This window comes from Basilea psittacipulmonis DSM 24701, from assembly GCF_000743945.1.
GTDB classification, from domain to species: domain Bacteria; phylum Pseudomonadota; class Gammaproteobacteria; order Burkholderiales; family Burkholderiaceae_B; genus Basilea; species Basilea psittacipulmonis.
On the sequence record NZ_CP009238.1, the window covers coordinates 548,110 to 565,252 of the forward strand.

The 17,143-nt window shown below is 40.1% G+C and carries 17 protein-coding genes; 8 read left to right on the forward strand and 9 right to left on the reverse strand.

Annotated elements, in window-relative coordinates; translation table 11 throughout:
• The 8 genes from IX83_RS02360 to leuS form a co-directional block, all read right to left on the reverse strand.
• A complete protein-coding gene (locus tag IX83_RS02360; RefSeq protein WP_038498780.1) occupies nucleotides 1–522 on the reverse strand; it encodes a gamma carbonic anhydrase family protein in 522 nt (173 codons plus the stop codon).
• A 68-nt stretch (nucleotides 523–590) separates the two neighbouring features.
• Nucleotides 591–1,925 carry an AMP-binding protein gene (locus IX83_RS02365; protein ID WP_038498783.1) on the reverse strand — a complete coding sequence of 445 codons (1,335 nt, stop codon included), beginning with the start codon at nucleotides 1,923–1,925 and terminating at the stop codon, nucleotides 591–593.
• A gap of 100 nt (nucleotides 1,926–2,025) precedes the next feature.
• Entirely contained in the window at nucleotides 2,026–2,508 is a 483-nt protein-coding gene (locus IX83_RS02370; protein WP_051919100.1) for an RDD family protein, read from the reverse strand.
• Nucleotides 2,501–3,967, reverse strand: a complete 1,467-nt coding sequence (locus tag IX83_RS02375; RefSeq protein WP_051919102.1) for a THUMP domain-containing class I SAM-dependent RNA methyltransferase — start codon at nucleotides 3,965–3,967, stop codon at nucleotides 2,501–2,503. Before IX83_RS02375 ends, IX83_RS02370 begins: the two co-directional genes overlap by 8 nt.
• A gap of 6 nt (nucleotides 3,968–3,973) precedes the next feature.
• Nucleotides 3,974–4,405 (reverse strand): CopD family protein, encoded by a 432-nt coding sequence (locus tag IX83_RS08950; RefSeq protein ID WP_038498786.1) that lies wholly within the window; start codon nucleotides 4,403–4,405, stop codon nucleotides 3,974–3,976.
• Between the two features lie 12 nt (nucleotides 4,406–4,417).
• On the reverse strand, nucleotides 4,418–5,446 hold the full coding sequence (holA, locus tag IX83_RS02385; protein ID WP_038498789.1) for a DNA polymerase III subunit delta: 1,029 nt from the start codon (nucleotides 5,444–5,446) through the stop codon (nucleotides 4,418–4,420).
• Nucleotides 5,443–5,967: an LPS-assembly lipoprotein LptE gene (locus IX83_RS02390; protein WP_038498792.1), complete on the reverse strand. Its 525-nt coding sequence runs from the start codon at nucleotides 5,965–5,967 to the stop codon at nucleotides 5,443–5,445. The genes holA and IX83_RS02390 overlap by 4 nt, the downstream gene beginning before the upstream one ends.
• A 70-nt stretch (nucleotides 5,968–6,037) precedes the next feature.
• Nucleotides 6,038–8,692 (reverse strand): leucine--tRNA ligase, encoded by a 2,655-nt coding sequence (leuS, locus tag IX83_RS02395; protein WP_038498795.1) that lies wholly within the window; start codon nucleotides 8,690–8,692, stop codon nucleotides 6,038–6,040.
• A 487-nt stretch (nucleotides 8,693–9,179) separates the two neighbouring features.
• Between leuS and IX83_RS02400 the strand changes: the two genes are divergently transcribed.
• The 8 genes from IX83_RS02400 to IX83_RS02430 all read left to right on the forward strand — a co-directional run bounded on the left by IX83_RS02400 (nucleotide 9,180) and on the right by IX83_RS02430 (nucleotide 15,737).
• Entirely contained in the window at nucleotides 9,180–10,160 is a 981-nt protein-coding gene (locus IX83_RS02400; protein WP_038498798.1) for a P-type ATPase, read from the forward strand.
• Nucleotides 10,161–10,182: 22 nt separating this feature from the next.
• Nucleotides 10,183–10,350, forward strand: coding sequence for a cbb3-type cytochrome oxidase assembly protein CcoS (gene ccoS, locus IX83_RS08780; RefSeq protein ID WP_077315893.1), 168 nt, complete (start codon nucleotides 10,183–10,185; stop codon nucleotides 10,348–10,350).
• A gap of 383 nt (nucleotides 10,351–10,733) precedes the next feature.
• The gene (ccoN, locus tag IX83_RS02405) at nucleotides 10,734–12,179 is read left to right on the forward strand and encodes a cytochrome-c oxidase, cbb3-type subunit I (protein ID WP_038498801.1); all 1,446 of its coding nucleotides are present in this window, start codon (nucleotides 10,734–10,736) and stop codon (nucleotides 12,177–12,179) included.
• An 11-nt stretch (nucleotides 12,180–12,190) separates the two neighbouring features.
• On the forward strand, nucleotides 12,191–12,841 hold the full coding sequence (gene ccoO, locus IX83_RS02410) for a cytochrome-c oxidase, cbb3-type subunit II (RefSeq protein WP_038498804.1): 651 nt from the start codon (nucleotides 12,191–12,193) through the stop codon (nucleotides 12,839–12,841).
• A gap of 2 nt (nucleotides 12,842–12,843) precedes the next feature.
• Nucleotides 12,844–13,038, forward strand: coding sequence for a cbb3-type cytochrome oxidase subunit 3 (locus tag IX83_RS02415; RefSeq protein WP_038498807.1), 195 nt, complete (start codon nucleotides 12,844–12,846; stop codon nucleotides 13,036–13,038).
• Nucleotides 13,035–13,943, forward strand: coding sequence for a cytochrome-c oxidase, cbb3-type subunit III (ccoP, locus tag IX83_RS02420; RefSeq protein WP_038498810.1), 909 nt, complete (start codon nucleotides 13,035–13,037; stop codon nucleotides 13,941–13,943). The genes IX83_RS02415 and ccoP overlap by 4 nt, the downstream gene beginning before the upstream one ends.
• 64 nt (nucleotides 13,944–14,007) lie before the next feature.
• A complete protein-coding gene (ccoG, locus tag IX83_RS02425) occupies nucleotides 14,008–15,501 on the forward strand; it encodes a cytochrome c oxidase accessory protein CcoG (protein ID WP_038498813.1) in 1,494 nt (497 codons plus the stop codon).
• Nucleotides 15,502–15,512: 11 nt separating this feature from the next.
• A complete protein-coding gene (locus IX83_RS02430) occupies nucleotides 15,513–15,737 on the forward strand; it encodes a FixH family protein (RefSeq protein WP_038498816.1) in 225 nt (74 codons plus the stop codon).
• A 421-nt stretch (nucleotides 15,738–16,158) separates the two neighbouring features.
• Here the strand turns inward: IX83_RS02430 and fnr are convergent, their stop codons facing one another.
• Complete coding sequence (gene fnr / locus IX83_RS02435; protein ID WP_038498819.1) at nucleotides 16,159–16,920, reverse strand: fumarate/nitrate reduction transcriptional regulator Fnr; 762 nt, start codon at nucleotides 16,918–16,920, stop codon at nucleotides 16,159–16,161.
• Between the last annotated feature and the right edge of the window lie 223 nt (nucleotides 16,921–17,143).

The window sequence follows — 17,143 nt, forward strand, 5'->3', positions numbered from 1 at the left end:
TTAATCTAAACGTTTAAGATGATGTTTGTAGGTTTGGGCCTGTTCGACATAATGACGAGTATTTGCGTGCATCGCTTCAATATCTTGAGGGGTAAGAGTTCGAACGACTTTGGCAATACCAATGACAAGGCTATTATCCGGTATTTCCTTACCCTCAGGGATAATGGCACCCGCACCGATTAAGCAATTCTTGCCAATTTTCGCATGGTTTAAGATAATCGCTGACATACCAATTAAGGAACCATCGCCGATATGACAGCCGTGAAGCATAGCTTGATGGCCAACAGTCACGTTTTCGCCAATGAACAAAGGAACCCCCGCATCCACGTGCAAAACACTGGATTCCTGAATATTAGAACCTGCACCGACATAAATAGGTGCGTTGTCACCACGGATACTTACATGCGACCATACGGATGTGTTTTTCTCTAACGTCACGTCACCAATGACGGTTGCATTTTCAAAAACATATGCAGAAGCATCGATTTTGGGTTGTTTGCCTAAAATTTCATAGATAGCCATATTAAATTGTCCAATAAAAAGATAATGACTTCATTATGAAGACTCAGGATAAACAATACAATAGGTATTTACGATATTTTCCAAAGTCGGCCATATTCATCAAATTTTGCTTTGATGCCAAGATTAATGCTTTCGGCATCCACATAATCGTGACGATGACGTTGTTTGTCTTTCCAATACATTTTAGAAATGATGGGGTCAGGGTAATCGTGTTTGTCGTTTAAGAAAATATGGAGATCACCAACTTCACCGTTTGCCACTTCCTTACCTTTTGCGTTGAAAATAGCGAGTTTATGCCCTGGATAAGGCATCCCCAACGAACGTACATCAGCTTGAGGCCATTTGATATTCGCATCGCCTGCAATATAAAACGCTTTAGGATGAGAGAAAAAGGTATTGATAGTAGTGTGAAGATTCGCTTCAATCCAGTCTTTGGTGTCTTGTGAAAGATCAGAAGACTCACACGCAATATTACGAATATTAATGTCGTAGTCTGAAATTTGTTCAGACGTAATGTTTTCTTTGATTCTATCTAGTTCTTTGGCAGTGATTAAAATATTCGTGACTTGGTAATGCTGCAATAGATTAAATAGACGAGGCATCGTTCGACCTGAAGGACAGCCTACTATGGTGTTGCCAAAGTATAAAACAGGCAATAAAGCATGGATAATACCTTTTGGAGTATCAAATCCATAGTTACTCCAGAAAATATCACCTGTTTGGGGGTACCAATTTTGTGAGCAGACAAAACCTGGCAAAGTGCCGATGAGACAGCTATGAGTAAAGATTTCTGATTCCAAGGAATTCGGATCGTCTGAATACATCAAAATAGCGGGTGTACTGGCACTGGTTTGGGTAAAGAGAGGGTGAGTATCTTGTCTAGCCAATAAGGTTCGCCACTGGATAAGACGTTCATCTTCTGTATGGATGCCAATAATCTGTTTGACTGTTGACGCATTATCAATCGCCCCCATGACATTGCTGATAGTCGTATGATCAATGACGGCAACTTTAGCTTGGGTATCGATAAATCTGGCTTGGTATTGTGCTGAAGTGAGGTTAGCAGGAAGTGGAACCGCCAAAGCACCTACTGTTAGGGCCGCTAATACACAGACAGCGGCTTCAGCACTGTGTTGGGTAATAATCAAAATACGGTCTTGAGGACGCACGCCCATTCTCAAAAAGCCACGAGCCAGTTTCGTCACCGTATCGGCAAGTTTTTTATAACTGTATTCAGTTAACTGACCTACCTGATCTTCAAAGAAGATAGCAGCACGTCTTGCTTCATGTGGATTTGCCGCCCATCGGTGACAACACATCTCCGCAATATTTAAATTATGAGGAATCAACCACTCAAATTCATTATAAAGTGATTGGTATTGACTATAATCTTTCGTACTCATGACACTTTTACCCTGTAAAGATAGGGGGTATTCTAACATTTAAAGAGGTTACTGCCAATAAGTAAATCTAAGCGATAGTAACATTTGTTTTAAATATCATCTATTTTGTTGATACTAAAGCTGTTTTGCTGATGATTTCGTGAAGCATGAGGCGTTTTTTGTTGAAAAAACTAGGCAAAAAATTACTCAAAGGCGATAGGACAAAGAAAATGTACAAACGCTTATCTTCGCATGCTTGACTGATAGCATACATCAAGCCACAAAACAACAAAGGCAATACCCAACTTAATACATATCGCAGGATAAGCTGTAAACCATTGGGGTGGTTCGTGTTAAATGAAATGAGTTTGATATGCCACGTTTTCATGGCTAAGGTTTGTCCACCTTTTCGCCAACAGATAAAAAAGTACATGCCATAGGCCAAAAATAATACGCTGGACGTTAACGTATGCGGTAATTCCCCTGTTTTTTTGATGATTTCAAGCAGTAGGACGACGATTAAGCTAAGTGCCAATAAAATAACGTATTCGTAAATCATGGACGCTAGTACACGTTTTTTGGGTGCTAGGATGTAATTATTCATGCTTACCTTCTACCATATCAAAACTAAACAAACGACAATCTAACGCACCGTTATGAATGGGGATACGACGTTTAGGACGTAATCTTAATTTGCTGGGTAAATCTAAGTCGCTACTGATAATATGGATGTGCCAATCTGTATATTGTTTTTTCAATAAACTAGACCAAGACCGCCAAAGCTGACTATCATCGACTTCTAAACGTTGTCCATAAGGAGGGTTGGTGACGATCCATCCCTTTTCAGATGTTGGCAATGGGCTGTTTAGTGCGTCTTGCACCGAAAATTGGATGGTGTGTGGAGATAGTCTGGCACGATCCTGATTTTCTAAAGCCGCTTGGATGATATGAGGATTAATATCAGAACCAAATAAAGGTACGTCTAAAGGTGTGGTGATTTGGGCACTGCCTTCTTCCAAAATATATTCCCATAAACCTTTATCAAAATGTCGATAACGTGAAAATCCAAACATTCTTAATAAACCGGGAGGGACATTTTGAGCCATATACACAGCTTCTATCAGTAGGGTGGCACTTCCGCAAAATGGGTCAAATAATGGAGATTGTTTATCCCAACCAGAAAGTACTAATAAAGCCGCTGCTAGATTTTCTCTCAAAGGTGCTTCACCTTTATCAAGACGCCAACCTCTTTTAAATAACGATTCTCCAGAGGTATCTAGGTATAAAGTAGCTTGATGTTCTTGGAGAAATAATTGTACCTTTGCATCAGGTCTGACGGTATCAATATTTGGGCGGCTACCTTCTTTGTCACGTAATCGGTCACAAATAGCATCTTTGACTTTGAGATTGCAAAACTGCAAACTTTTCATGGGGCTGGAAATCGCTGAAGTATCGATTCGTAATGTATGTTCTGGACCAAACCAATTTTCCCATGGTGTTTGATAAGCAAACTCGTAAAGCTCGGTTTCATCATAAACAGTCGCTTGGCCGACTTCAAGAAGAATACGTGTGGCCAAACGTGAATGTAAGTTTGCACGCATCATATCAGCCATATCGCCCGAGAAATAACAACCAGATTTTCCTTTTCTGACCTGCTTAAATCCTAATGTATCGAGTTCATTAGCCAAAATTTCCTCGATGCCTTTTGGACAAGTGGCAAACAAATTAAAATCATGATTTTTTTTCTGAGCATTAACGGTTTGGGGCTTGTTTGCCTGAGAAGAGACGGATTTTTCCTGTGAATGATGTTTGGTTACACGGTGTCTGTCTTTAAAATCACCTTGGTATTGGTGACGACCACGAATACGTTTAAAGTCGCTAGGTTCTTTTTTGTAAATTATCGGCTTGTCGCTATGTTCGTGGGTAAGCACTGAAGATGAAGAAGATAGCTGTTTGGATTCATTTAGCTTTCTTTGAGCAACAGCACGAGCTCTACCTCCTACAGCTTTATTAGGTGTATTGGGTGTACGACGTGATGAGGTAGGTAAGCGAAGTTTGGTCATAATGGATTAAATAGGTTTAAAGACGACTAATATGACGATAATGATTAGTAAAATAACGGGTATTTCGTTAAATACGCGGTAATAAATATGTGATTTTTGGTTTTCACGACGTTTGAACCGATGAAGAATCACGGCACAATAGATATGGTAAGCAAATAAAATCAACACAAAGAATAATTTAATGTGTAACCACAACATCCCTTGGCCGATATGGTATTGGACCATCATCCAGATACCACAGACAATAGCGATCGTTGCCAGTTTATTACCAAATCGTAATAATCGATGTGCCATGCCCACTAATGTATCATAGGTTTCTTGAGAAGCGGTATGCTGAATTTGGGCAAGATTAACATAAATTCTAGGAAGATAAAAAAGCATGGCAAACCATGAGGTCACAAAAATAATATGAATGGTTTTAAGGGTGAGAAAAAACATAATATTGTCCTATTATTGACTTAGTTTAATAATTAATTTATTTAGTTCCATCCAAGGGTTATTCAAACGATTTTTAACGTGAGTGCCTTTGATGATGAGTTCAATATCCATGACATGATTTAGACTGATCATCGTGGCACGAAAAGACAACCGTTGCATCATGTGTGACAAAGCGGTTTGTGAAGCACCGAATAAACGAAGTCGTTTAAAGGTATCGTTTAAATTCTCACGATTTTGTTGGGCGATGTGTAGGGCATGTAAATCGCGAATCATTTTACCTAGTAAGCCTAAAATGCTCATGGGTTCTTCGCCCTCAGACGCTAATCCTAATAGAATTTTGCTGGCTCTTTTGGGATTTCTTTGATGGATGGCATCAATGAGATCAAATACATTGTATCGAGCCACGTCTAATACCGCGTTTTGGATTTGTTCTATCGTTAGTGGACCAGCAGGATAGAGGTAAGAAAGTTTTAGAATCTCTTGGGCTGCCGCAAAAGAGTTGCCCTCTAGGTGATCACTTAACCATTCCAAGGCCTCATGTGACGTGCTTAAACCGTATTCACTGAGTTTTTGCTCCAACCATGAGGGGAATGTGTTTCTGGTTAAGACGGGAATTTTGAGACAAACTGCGTAGGTTTGACATTTTTTTACCCATTCTGTTTTACTCGTCGCGTAGTCTAATTTGGGAAAAACCAAAATAATGCAAATATCACGCAGTTGCTCATGTTCAATCGATTTGCAAATTCTATCAATCCCGCTAATTCCCGATTTACCTGGTTTTCCGCCGGGAACATGAATCTCAATAACTTTCTTCTCACCAAACAAAGAAATATTATCAATATGCTCCCAAATATCTTGCCATGAACTATTGCCTGAAAATGTAAAGCTATGTCTCTCCGTAAACCCTAATTGTTTCGCCTTTTGTTTGATAATGTCTTGGGCTTCTGTGCGTAGATAAAGGTCATCACTTTCAATCATGTAAAGAGGTGCGATTGATGGATGTTTATCTTGCTTGAGTTGTGATAACGTGAGACTGTTCATTTTGGTTTAGAAAGCGATAAAAATTTTGAACTGACTTCTTCTGAAATCACGCGTTTGGTAATTTCAGTGATAATGGGGGTTTCCATATCATCATAAGTTTGGGATAGTTCAGTGTTTTTTACACTCTCTTGATTTTCATTGTATGAGAAATACTGTTCCTTGATAATTCTGGTGGGCGGAATCAAAGCAACATCATAAGGTCCAATCAAGGTGTAGCGATAATCTAGGTTGAGTAAGTATTCTTCAGCATAACCGTTGGCATTAATCGCTGTTTCTAGTTTGCTACGCGTGTTGCTTAACTGGATTAGTTGAACCTGTGCGTCGTCTTTATTATTGACAAATCGTAAGTTCGGGGCATTGGCCTTTAATTCACTGATAAGTTTGGCTCCAAAATCGCTGTTATGATCGATGTTGGTGTAAATGGTTGTAAAAGGTGTGTTGACGGGCTGTTGAAGTTTAAATCCACAACCCGCGAGAATAAGAGAAATACAAGTGAATGCGATAAATTTTAAAAACTTCATCTTATTTCCATCCATCATTAGGAAGAAATCCCAAGCAAAATACCTTACTTAGGATTTCATTATAGTGAATTTAGCCCACAATATTCACTAATTTACCAGGTACGACGATGACTCGTTTGACTGGACGACCTTCCAGATGTCGCTCAACTTGAGGATGCTGTAAGGCTGTTTGTTCAATCAATTCTTTGTTAGCATCGTTAGCAACGGTAATGGAACCTCTTAACTTACCATTGATTTGTAGCATAAGTTCAATTTCATCAACGATCAGTGCTGTTTCATCGACTTGAGGCCATGGTGCATCCAATAAATCACCGTATAACTTGTCGTAAGCCAGTTCTTGCCAGAGTTTCCAAGTAATATGTGGCACAACAGGATAAAGAACACGCAATAAAATCCCCATCACTTCTTTGAGCGCGGCCAAAGCAGTAGGATTATCATCAAAATGCGTTTGATCAATGGCGTTTAACAGCTTCATGCCTGCTGATACAATCGTATTGTATTGAAGTCGTTCATAGTCGTAATTAGCTTGTTTTAATACGCTATGGGCGGTTAAACGAAGTTCTTTGATTGTTTTTGAAGCCTGACTAAAGTCTTGGGTGTCTTGAGCCGCAAGAATGAGATTTTTCTTACTCATGCAAAGGCTCCATAAACGACGCAAGAAACGAGCAGATCCTTCTACACCAGAAGTTGACCATTCTAAGGTTTGCTCAGGTGGGCTAGTGAAAATAACAAACAATCGGGCCGTATCCGCACCTAATTCATCGATTAAGGCTTGAGGATCAATACCGTTGTTTTTAGATTTGGACATGGTGCCGACACCACCGTATTCAATCGCTTCGCCTGTTTTAATGTGGGTGGCGCCAATGATATTACCTTTGGCATCTAAACGATTTTCAACTTCGTGAGGCCAGAAATACTCGATGCCACCTAGTTCGGTTCGTTTGTAGTAAATATGGTTCAGTACCATACCTTGGCATAATAATTTTTTGAATGGCTCGCCAAATTTGATTAAACCCAGATCACGCATCACTTTTGTCCAAAAACGAGCGTATAACAAGTGCATGACGGCATGCTCGATACCGCCGATGTATTGATCCATGGGCATCCAGTAGTCGTTGCGTTCATCGATCATTTTGTCTTTGTTATTCGCAGACGCATAACGCATAAAATACCATGAAGAGTCCACGAAAGTATCCATCGTGTCTGTTTCACGGCGTGCAGGCTTGCCACATTTTGGACATTGGCATTTTAAGAAATTTTCATCTTTGTTTAATGGGTTGCCTGTTCCATCTGGAATAAGATGTTCTGGTAGTACCACAGGTAGATCTTTCTCAGGCACTGGAACGGGGCCACAATCCTCGCAATGAATGATAGGAATAGGTGTACCCCAGTAACGTTGACGACTAATCCCCCAGTCGCGTAAACGGAAGGTTGTTTGTTTTTCACCTAAGCCTAAATTCGCTAATTTTTCAGCGATTTTATCAATGGCAGTTGAAAAATCTAACCCCGTGAATTCGCCTGAATGGATGAGCTTACCGTCTTTTGAGGCATACCATTCTTGCCAAGCATCAGTAGAGAAAGTTTCTGATTCGACTTGAACGACTTGTTTGATGGGTAAATCGTATTTTTTAGCAAAACCAAAATCTCGTTCATCATGAGCAGGAACCGCCATTACCGCCCCATCTCCATAACTCATCAATACATAATTTCCAACCCAAACAGGGATAGACTCTTGAGTTAATGGATGTGTGACGGTTAAACCAGTGGGCATGCCTACTTTTTCTTTTGTGGCCAATTCAGCTTCAGTGGTACCGCCTAACTTGCATTCATCGATAAATGCTTGTAGTTCAGGGTTGTTTTGGGCTGCAAAAGTAGCTAAAGGGTGTTCAGGTGCGACGGTACAAAATGTCACGCCCATAATCGTGTCTGCACGGGTGGTGAATACGTATAATTTGCCGTCTTGGATGAGTTGTCCGTTACTATCTTTGATCTGATGAGTAAAGGCAAAACGAACCCCTTGGCTTTTACCAATCCAGTTTTCTTGCATCAGACGCAAACGATCGGGCCAGCCAGGTAAATGATGTTTTACCTGATCGAGTAATTCTTCTGCATAATCAGTGATACGCAAGTAATAGCCAGGAATTTCGCGTTTTTCGATTAAGGCACCTGAACGCCATCCGCGTCCATCGATGACCTGTTCATTCGCAAGAACGGTTTTATCAACAGGATCCCAATTGACGACTTGAGTTTTACGATAGGCAATGCCTTTTTCTAGCATTTTTAAGAAAAGCCACTGGTTCCATTTGTAATACTCAGGATCGCAAGCACACATTTCGCGAGACCAATCGATAGCTAATCCCATTGCTTTGAGCTGAGACTTCATGTATGCGATGTTTTCATAGGTCCATTTTGCAGGTGGAATACCTGATTTAATCGCAGCATTTTCTGCAGGCATTCCAAAGGCATCCCAGCCCATCGGCATTAGCACGTTGTAACCTTTCATACGCATGTGACGCGTCATCATGTCATTAATTGTGTAATTTCTGACGTGTCCCATATGTAATTTGCCACTTGGGTAGGGCAACATAGAACAGGCGTAAAATTTTGGTTTTTCTGTTCCGTCAGCGTTTTTATCGTGTTCTTTAACGAGATAAGCCTGCGTTTTTTCCCAATGTTCTTGTGCTTGTTTTTCAATAATATTAGGATGATATTGCTGTTCTTGCATTTTGATAAAAAAGAAAAAGTTAAGATAACTTATCATTATAGCCTATAAATGGATGGCTTCGCAGGGCCATGATGGGCAGGTGAGGTGAATCATGTTTTTAAAATCAAAGACAGGTGAGTAGGGGGTAGGCTAGAGTTTGGTAGGGTTTAACAGAAGGTGTGCTTTTCCTTTGTGAAGATTGAAGTAGGGGGGGACGCTAGAGTTTGCTCGGGTTTTAACTCGTAAAAATGCGGTCATTTGTTTTTTGTCAAGAAAATAAAGGGTAAAGTTAGGTAAAATTTAAAGGATATTCTGTGATAAATGATGCTCGGGCACCGTGGCAGGTGGGCGATACCGAGGTCATTATGTTAGGATAAATGCTTTGAAAATTTAGATATTCAGATTATCTATTTTGTAATCTAGTAAAGATTGATGATGAGAATTGAATAAACCGTTATACAATCTTTTTCAGTTAAAAAATGATAGTGCTGAACCATGATAAGAGGTGATGATGTCCCAAAAACCGGTATCCATTTTCACTGCTCCCAGTAATTTGCCAGATGAGGAAAAAAGAGCAAGAAAACACATGTTGGCTAGGTTAGCGATTGCTTGGCTGGCGATGATGCAAACGATGATGTTTGCTTTTCCGGGGTATATTCGAACGCCTGATCATATTAATGAAACAGGTCATATGTTGGATAATGCCATTATTATCATGAACTGGCTGAGTTTTGTACTGACCATTCCCGTGATTATGTATTGTGCTTGGCCGATTTGGCGTGGGGTGATGGCCAGTAGTTGCAATCGTTCCTCATTGAGCATTAATATGAACTGGCCGATTGCCTTGGGTATTGTGGTGTCATTTATCCCCAGTGCGATTAATACTTGGCGTGAATCGGGAGAGGTTTACTTTGAGTCGGTTTGTATGTTTGTCGCATTTCTATTGACAGCTCGATATTTGGAGTTTTGTGCAGAACAGTCAGCTCGTTTTTTGCCAAATGGCATGCCTAAAATTTTTCTAGAACGTAAAGACATTATTGCAAGACGATCTGATAATATCGCTTTTTTCTTTGTGTTGGTCCAAATTATCTTAGCAGTAGGGTCGGCAGTGGTTTGGTTAAATATCGATGAATACCACGCTTTGCCTGTGATGGTTGCTTTATTTGTGATGAGTTGCCCTTGTGCTTTGTCTATTTCGGTGCCAACTGCCTTTGCAGCGGCCCGTGCCGTCATTCTAAATGATTTTAATATGAGCCAAGAGCGTCAAAAAGAAGTTATTGAGGGGGCTGAACGCTGTGCCAATCAGAATCTTTATGGTTCGTTAATCTGGCATATTGCCATGACTCCTTTGGCGATGATTGGTATCGTACAACCTTGGGTCGCAGCCGTGGTGATGTTGGTATCTTCGCTTTTGGTTACCTTTAATGCGTGGCTGTTCTATAGACGTTACAACCGTTTTGTTAAAACAGAGATGGTGACCATTAATTAAGTATGATCAATGAGTTGTTAAAATGGATCTTACCTTTTTTCTATTGTTATTAGTTTCTTTTTTGTTTATTTGTGCCTGTGGTGGTATTTTGTTTTGGGCTATTTTTTCAGGTCAGTATGATAACTCCGAAAAAAATGCTAACTCCGTGTTTTTAGATGACGATAGTACCAGCGATATCGCCAAAAAATAATCCTTAATCAAGACGGTTGAAGTAAAAGATTATGCCAAGAGAGGGAATTGTTAATGGACTACCCAGTTAGCGGTATCGAGTATTAATTATTTTTGAGTAACCCTCAGTACGCCTTTTGACCGAATCATTATCGTTATCTTGAGCATTTAAAACCTGTCAAAGCGAGAAAAAAATCGCTCTAAAAAGAGATAATTTGTTACATTTTAAAAAATTTATAATAAAATCAATCTGTTGCGTTCATTTTAAATAAGAGTAAAATTGCAACAAAATGTAGCACTTTGGATGTATCTTTGATTTTAATCAAATGTTGAACGATACAAGAAAAATATAATAAAGGGTGAAAGTTCTAACTTTAATTATGGCTTTTCAAAAGGGATAAAACTATGTCAACTCAAAACGTTGCAACAGCGGAAACCTTCAACTACAGGGTTGTACGCCAGTTTGCATTTATGACCGTTATTTGGGGCATTATCGGTATGGGTGTCGGTGTTCTCATCGCTGCTCAGCTGATTTGGCCAGACTTAAACTTGCCCGAATATTTTACTTTTGGTCGTTTACGTCCAGTACACACCAATATGGTAATTTTTGGGTTCGGTGGCTGTGCATTGTTTGCTACATCTTACTATGTAGTACAACGTACCTGTCATACTCGCTTGTTTGGAGGCATCTTAGCCGAAATTACATTCTGGGGCTGGCAGATTGGCTTAACCGGTATTTTGGTAACTCTTCCATTGGGTATCACCTCTGGTAAAGAGTACGCTGAGTCCGAGTGGTTACTGGATATCGCAATTACTGTAGTTTGGGTAATTTACGCGATCGTATTCTTTGGCACTTTGGCTATTCGTAAAGTTAAGCACATCTATGTGTCTAACTGGTTCTATGGTGCATTTATTCTTACGATTGCAATCCTTCACTTGGGTAACAACGCTGAGTTGCCATGGTCATTGCTTAAATCTTACTCTGCTTATGCAGGTGTACAGGATGCGATGGTTCAATGGTGGTATGGCCACAATGCAGTAGGATTCTTCTTGACTACTTCATTCTTGGGTATGATGTACTACTTCGTACCTAAACAATCTGGTCGTCCTATCTTCTCATATCGTTTGTCTATTGTGCATTTCTGGGCGTTAGCGTTCACTTATATGTGGGCGGGTCCTCACCACTTATTGCACACTTCATTGCCTGATTGGACACAAAGCTTAGGGATGACATTCTCTCTAATCTTATTGGCTCCATCATGGGGTGGTATGGTTAACGGTATTTTGACCCTTTCTGGTGCATGGTATAAACTTCGCACAGATCCTATCTTGAAATTCTTGGTTGTTGCATTATCGTTCTACGGTATGGCAACATTCGAAGGCTCAATGATGTCTATCCGTACAGTAAACGCATTGTCTCACTACACTGAATGGACAATTGCTCACGTACACTCTGGTTCATTGGGTTGGGTAGCGATGATTTCGTTTGGTTCTCTATACTACATGATTCCACGTCTATGGGGTCGTGATAGCATGTTTAGCAAACGTTTAGTAGAAATTCATTTCTGGGTAGCTACGATTGGTGTGGTTCTTTACATCGCATCAATGTGGGTTGCTGGTGTAATGGAAGGTCTAATGTGGCGTGCTATTGATAACGACGGTAACTTAACTTACCAGTTTATCCAGGCTGTGACTGCAAAACACGTTCTTTACATCATTCGTTTCCTAGGTGGTGCTTGCTTCTTAGGTGGTGTGATCATCATGTTGGTTAACGTTATTGCAACAATTCGTAGTGGTAAAGCTGTGAACCCAGACGTTCCAGCTCCCGTAGCTGATAAAGTTGCCGCATAAGGAGAAAGTAAATGTCTAAAGATAATCGTTTCTTTTCTCATGGCACTATTGAGAAACACGTTGGATGGTTAATCATCTGCACAATCATTACCGTTGCGTTTGCCGGCTTAGTGCAGATTGTGCCATTGTTCTTCCAACACTACACTACAGAACCAGCTCCAGGTGTAAAACCTGATACACCATTACAACTGATTGGTCGTGATGTGTATATCGCTGAAGGTTGTGTAGGTTGCCATAGCCAACAGGTTCGTACTTTATACTCTGAAGTATTGCGTTACGGTCCTTATTCTGTAGCAGGTGAGTCTGTTTATGAACACCCATTCTTGTGGGGTTCAAAACGTACTGGTCCTGATTTGGCTCGTTTAGGTGGTCGTTATTCAGACGATTGGCACCGTTCACATCTACGTAATCCACGTAGTATGGTGTTAGGTTCTGTGATGCCATCTTATCCACATCTACAGAATAAAGATATTAGTAATTATGACGTTCAAGCTCGTATGAAAGCATTGCGTATTCTAGGTGTTCCATACACTGATGAACAAATTGCTAATGCTCCAAATGAGCTAAAAGGTAAAACTGAAGAAGATGCACTGGTTGCATACTTGCAGAACCTTGGCGTCGGTTATGTTAACGCATTAAATGCTCCACAAGAAGGTAAGTAATAATGGAAAACGGCGTGTTTGGTATTGATTGGGGATTACTAAACGGTATCTCGATTGTATTAAGTCTTTTGGTGTTTTTTGGTATTGTTGCGTTTGCATGGTCTAAAGGACGCAGTAAAGACATCGAGCGCGCCAGCCAGTTACCTTTCGATCTGCCAGATGAGGCAGAAACTCAACATAAAGGGGTTAAAGAATGAGTGAGTTTGTAAGTGCAGGATGGAGTTATTGGGTAGCCATCGTCTCCATTCTTGGTATTGTATTCTGCTTGTGGTTGCTATGGACCCAACGCAGTTTCCTGAAAGATAAAACTCTAGAAGTATCTGATACTGGTCACGAGTGGGACGGTATCAAGGAGTTAAACAGTCCTGTACCACGTTGGTGGACTCTAATGTATCTAGGTTTGTGTGTGATTGGTGTTATCATCATCGTACTATACCCAGCATTAGGTTCTGACAAAGGTTTACGTAACTGGACATCGTTTGGTGAAGTAGAACAAGAGAAAGCTGAATACGAACAACGTATTGCTAAAGTTTATCAGCAGTTTGATGGTAAATCTCTTGATGAGATCGTTAGAGATCCTGCAGCCCAACGTATTGGTGAGCGTTTGTTCTTGAACAACTGTTCTCAGTGCCATGGTTCTGATGCAAAAGGTTCTCCTAACTTCCCGAACCTTACTGATAACGACTGGTTATGGGGTGGTTCTCCAGAGACTATCCTTAATACGATTACAAATGGCCGTCATGGTATCATGGCTCCATTGAAAGCCGTATTCTCGAAAGCAGAAGCTGAACAAGTGGCTGACTATGTTCGTTCACTTTCAGGTCTTCCTGTAGCAGACAAAGCAAACATCCCATTAGGTGAAGCTAACTTCAAGAAAGTATGTGCAGCTTGCCACGGTATGGATGCTAAAGGCAACCAATTACTTGGTGCACCTAACTTAACAGATGGTGTTTGGTTAAATAGTCCAAAACGTGAAACTATTGTTCACACTATCTTAGATGGTCGTCAAGGTGTGATGCCTGCATGGAAATCTCGTTTCACTAAAGAACAGATAGAAATGTTGACTGCTTATGTTTGGGGTCTATCCAACTCAAGCAATTAGTAGTAAAATAGCACCTAAGCCACTTTTATAGTGGCTTAGGTTTTTTTACAAATGGAGAATTCATATGTCAGAAGAAAAAAAATCCAATCACGAAAATATTCCTGACTGGGAACCACCTCCACTCGATCCTGCCAACTTATCAGAAGAAGAAAAACAAGAAATCTATGATTTTGTAAGAGGCAGAATTTATGCGAAGTCTGTGAAAGGACATTTTCACACTTGGCGTGTTATTTTTGTATATTTCACACAAATAATATTTTTTGGTCTCCCTTGGTTAGAATGGAATGATAGACAAGCATTTTTGCTTGATTTAGGTTCGCGAAAATTTTATATCTTTGGTTTGGTGTTATGGCCCCAAGATATATTCTATATGGCACTGATTTTGATTATTTCAGCCTATGGTCTATTTTTGTTTACCGCACTGATGGGACGATTATTCTGTGGTTACGCCTGTCCTCAGACCGTTTACACAGAAATCTTTATGTGGATAGAACGACAAATTGAAGGTGATCGTTCTGCACGTATGCGTTTAGATCAGTCTCCATGGAATTTCAATAAAATCTTCCGCAAAGGTCTAAAACACGCCTGTTATATCATTTTTGCATTAGCAGCCGGATTCACTTTGGTAGGTTATTTTGTGCCGATTCGTGGATTAGGACATGAATTGCTATCAGGATCGTTCTCTCCTTGGGAGTGGTTCTGGTTCTTGTTCTACGCATTTATGATGTGGGGACATGCAGGTATTTTGCGTGAAGCCGTCTGTAAGTATATGTGTCCCTATGCTCGTTTCCAAAGCGTGATGGTGGACTCTGACACGATGGTCGTGACTTATGATCGTCCAAGAGGTGAGCCTAGAGGTGGACGTTCACGTAAGGTGAATCCTGCTGAAGCGGGTTTGGGCGATTGTATTGACTGTAAGATTTGTGTGAATGTCTGTCCGACAGGTATCGATATTCGTAAGGGTCTCCAATACATGTGTATTGGTTGTGGTGCCTGTATTGATGGCTGTAACGAAGTCATGGACAAAATGGGTTACAAACGTGGCTTGATTCGTTATACTTCGGAAAATGCCATGATTAAAGGCCTTAGCCGTAAACAAGCTATTAAAGACTTGTTTAAAATTCGCACCTGTGTGTATTTGGCACTCTTGCTAATTTTAGTGACTGGTTTGATTGTTTCCTTGGCTACACGCAGTACCTTGAGACTTGATGTTTACAAGGATAGAGGTGTATTGGGCCGTTTAGGACCTAATGAAACCGCTGAAAACGTGTATCGTATTCAAATTATCAATATGACAGAAGAACCTAGAACCTTTACATTATCGACACAAAGTGACGATGTTAAAGACTCTACTATCCAGTTATCTCAAAAAGAGGGTGGTAGAAGTGTTCAAGTGGATTCTTTTGGTAGTGTTTGGGTACCTGTTACGGTTCGTGCACCGTTGTCGGATAATAAACAAGGTAATCACAATATCTACATTAAAGCTGAAAGTGATGAGGCAGGTAAAACACCGCTTAGCACAGAAGTAGAAACCGTTTTCTTTGTACCTGATTTGTAGGAGTGAGTCTGATGAAAGCCGATAAAGTTCAACCTTGGTATCGTGAACCATGGCCTTGGATATTAATTTCAATTCCATTTGCAGGTATTGTCGGTTGTATTATTACCATCTATTTGGCCTTTAACGATAATCCAGATAGCTCGGTGATTTTAGAGTACAAAAAAACTGGTTTGGTAATTGAGCGTGTAGGTGATGGTGGGGCAACTGTTCCACTACCTAAACCTAAAGAGTATTAATACGATACAAGACAAAATGACTCTCAGAATATTGGGAGTCATTTTTTTTGCCTATCACCATCTCGCCCGTGTTTACAAAGGGTGGTGAGTGTTCACGTGGTGTTATTTGCCTAACACCATCTCGCCCGTGTTTACAAGGGGAGGTGGGTGTTCACGTGGTGTTATTTGCCTATCACCATCTCGCCCGTGTTTACAAGGGGTGGTGGGTGTTCACGTGATGTTATTTGCCTAACACCATCTCACCTGTGTTCACAAGGGGTGGTGGGTGTTTACGTGATGTTTAAGTCTATGAGTGATTAATGATGAGATGAACGCTTTGTTTCGTGTTAAGCGTACTCAGTATCTCTTTTGATACTTAAATTTAGATGTCGGTGTTACACGATAAGGGTGGCAAAATCGGCACGTAACGAATATCAATATATTAAGGATGGGTTCGTTTAGGCATGGTAATGATGTGTTCTTGATTAACTATTTTTCGTAATAAAGATACATCGTTTATTTTGACCAGTTTCTTTTCGACAGAAATAACGCCGTCTTTAGACATTTTTGACATTAAACGACTAACTGTCTCTAACGTTAATCCCAAATAGTTTCCAATATCAAAACGTGTCATTCTAAGTAAAAACTCATGTTCTGAATAGCCCAAATTGCTCAATCGTTCTGACATGGTTAATAAAAAAGTCGCGACTCTTTGTTCTGAGGTTAATGTCGCCAATGAAAGGGTCATATTGTAAACACGATCGATTTCTTGAGACATTAGACGGTAGAATTGTTTTTGTAACTCGGGAATGGTTCTGCTTAATGATTCCATTTCATCAAATGAAATCACACACACTTCAGTATCTTCTAAAGCAATGGCATTAGTGTGTTGTCGTTTGTCCCAAACACCGTCTAATCCTACGAATTCGCCTGGAAGAAAAAAGCCTGTGATTTGCATCTGTCCGCTTGCATTTTCTAAAACGGCTTTTAATGAGCCAGAACGAATGCTATAGATGGCTTTAACGGGGTCGCCTGCTTTAAAAAGATTTTCCCCTTTGGGAATACGGATACGTTCTTTGACGAGATCGGCTAGTTTTTCGGCATTTTCTCGATTTAAGCCTTTTGGAATACAAATATGTCCTAATAAACAGTGTGAACAATTTTGTGCTTCTGCTTGTTCGGAGAGAAAAACGTGCTTCATCATATGTCAAATCTACCTAAACAGTCATGATATGGTTGACTGCATGATCCGATTGCAGTCAAAGTGAAAACATTTTACTTGATTTAAATCAAAAAATCATTTTTTAAATACCCTGTTACAAATAATCTTGAACGAGCTTGGTAAATAGGAATTATTATTATCTAAATAAAAATATGGTCCGTCCCCTTGAAAATAAAAAATTTGGACTCACATAATGTTTAACAGA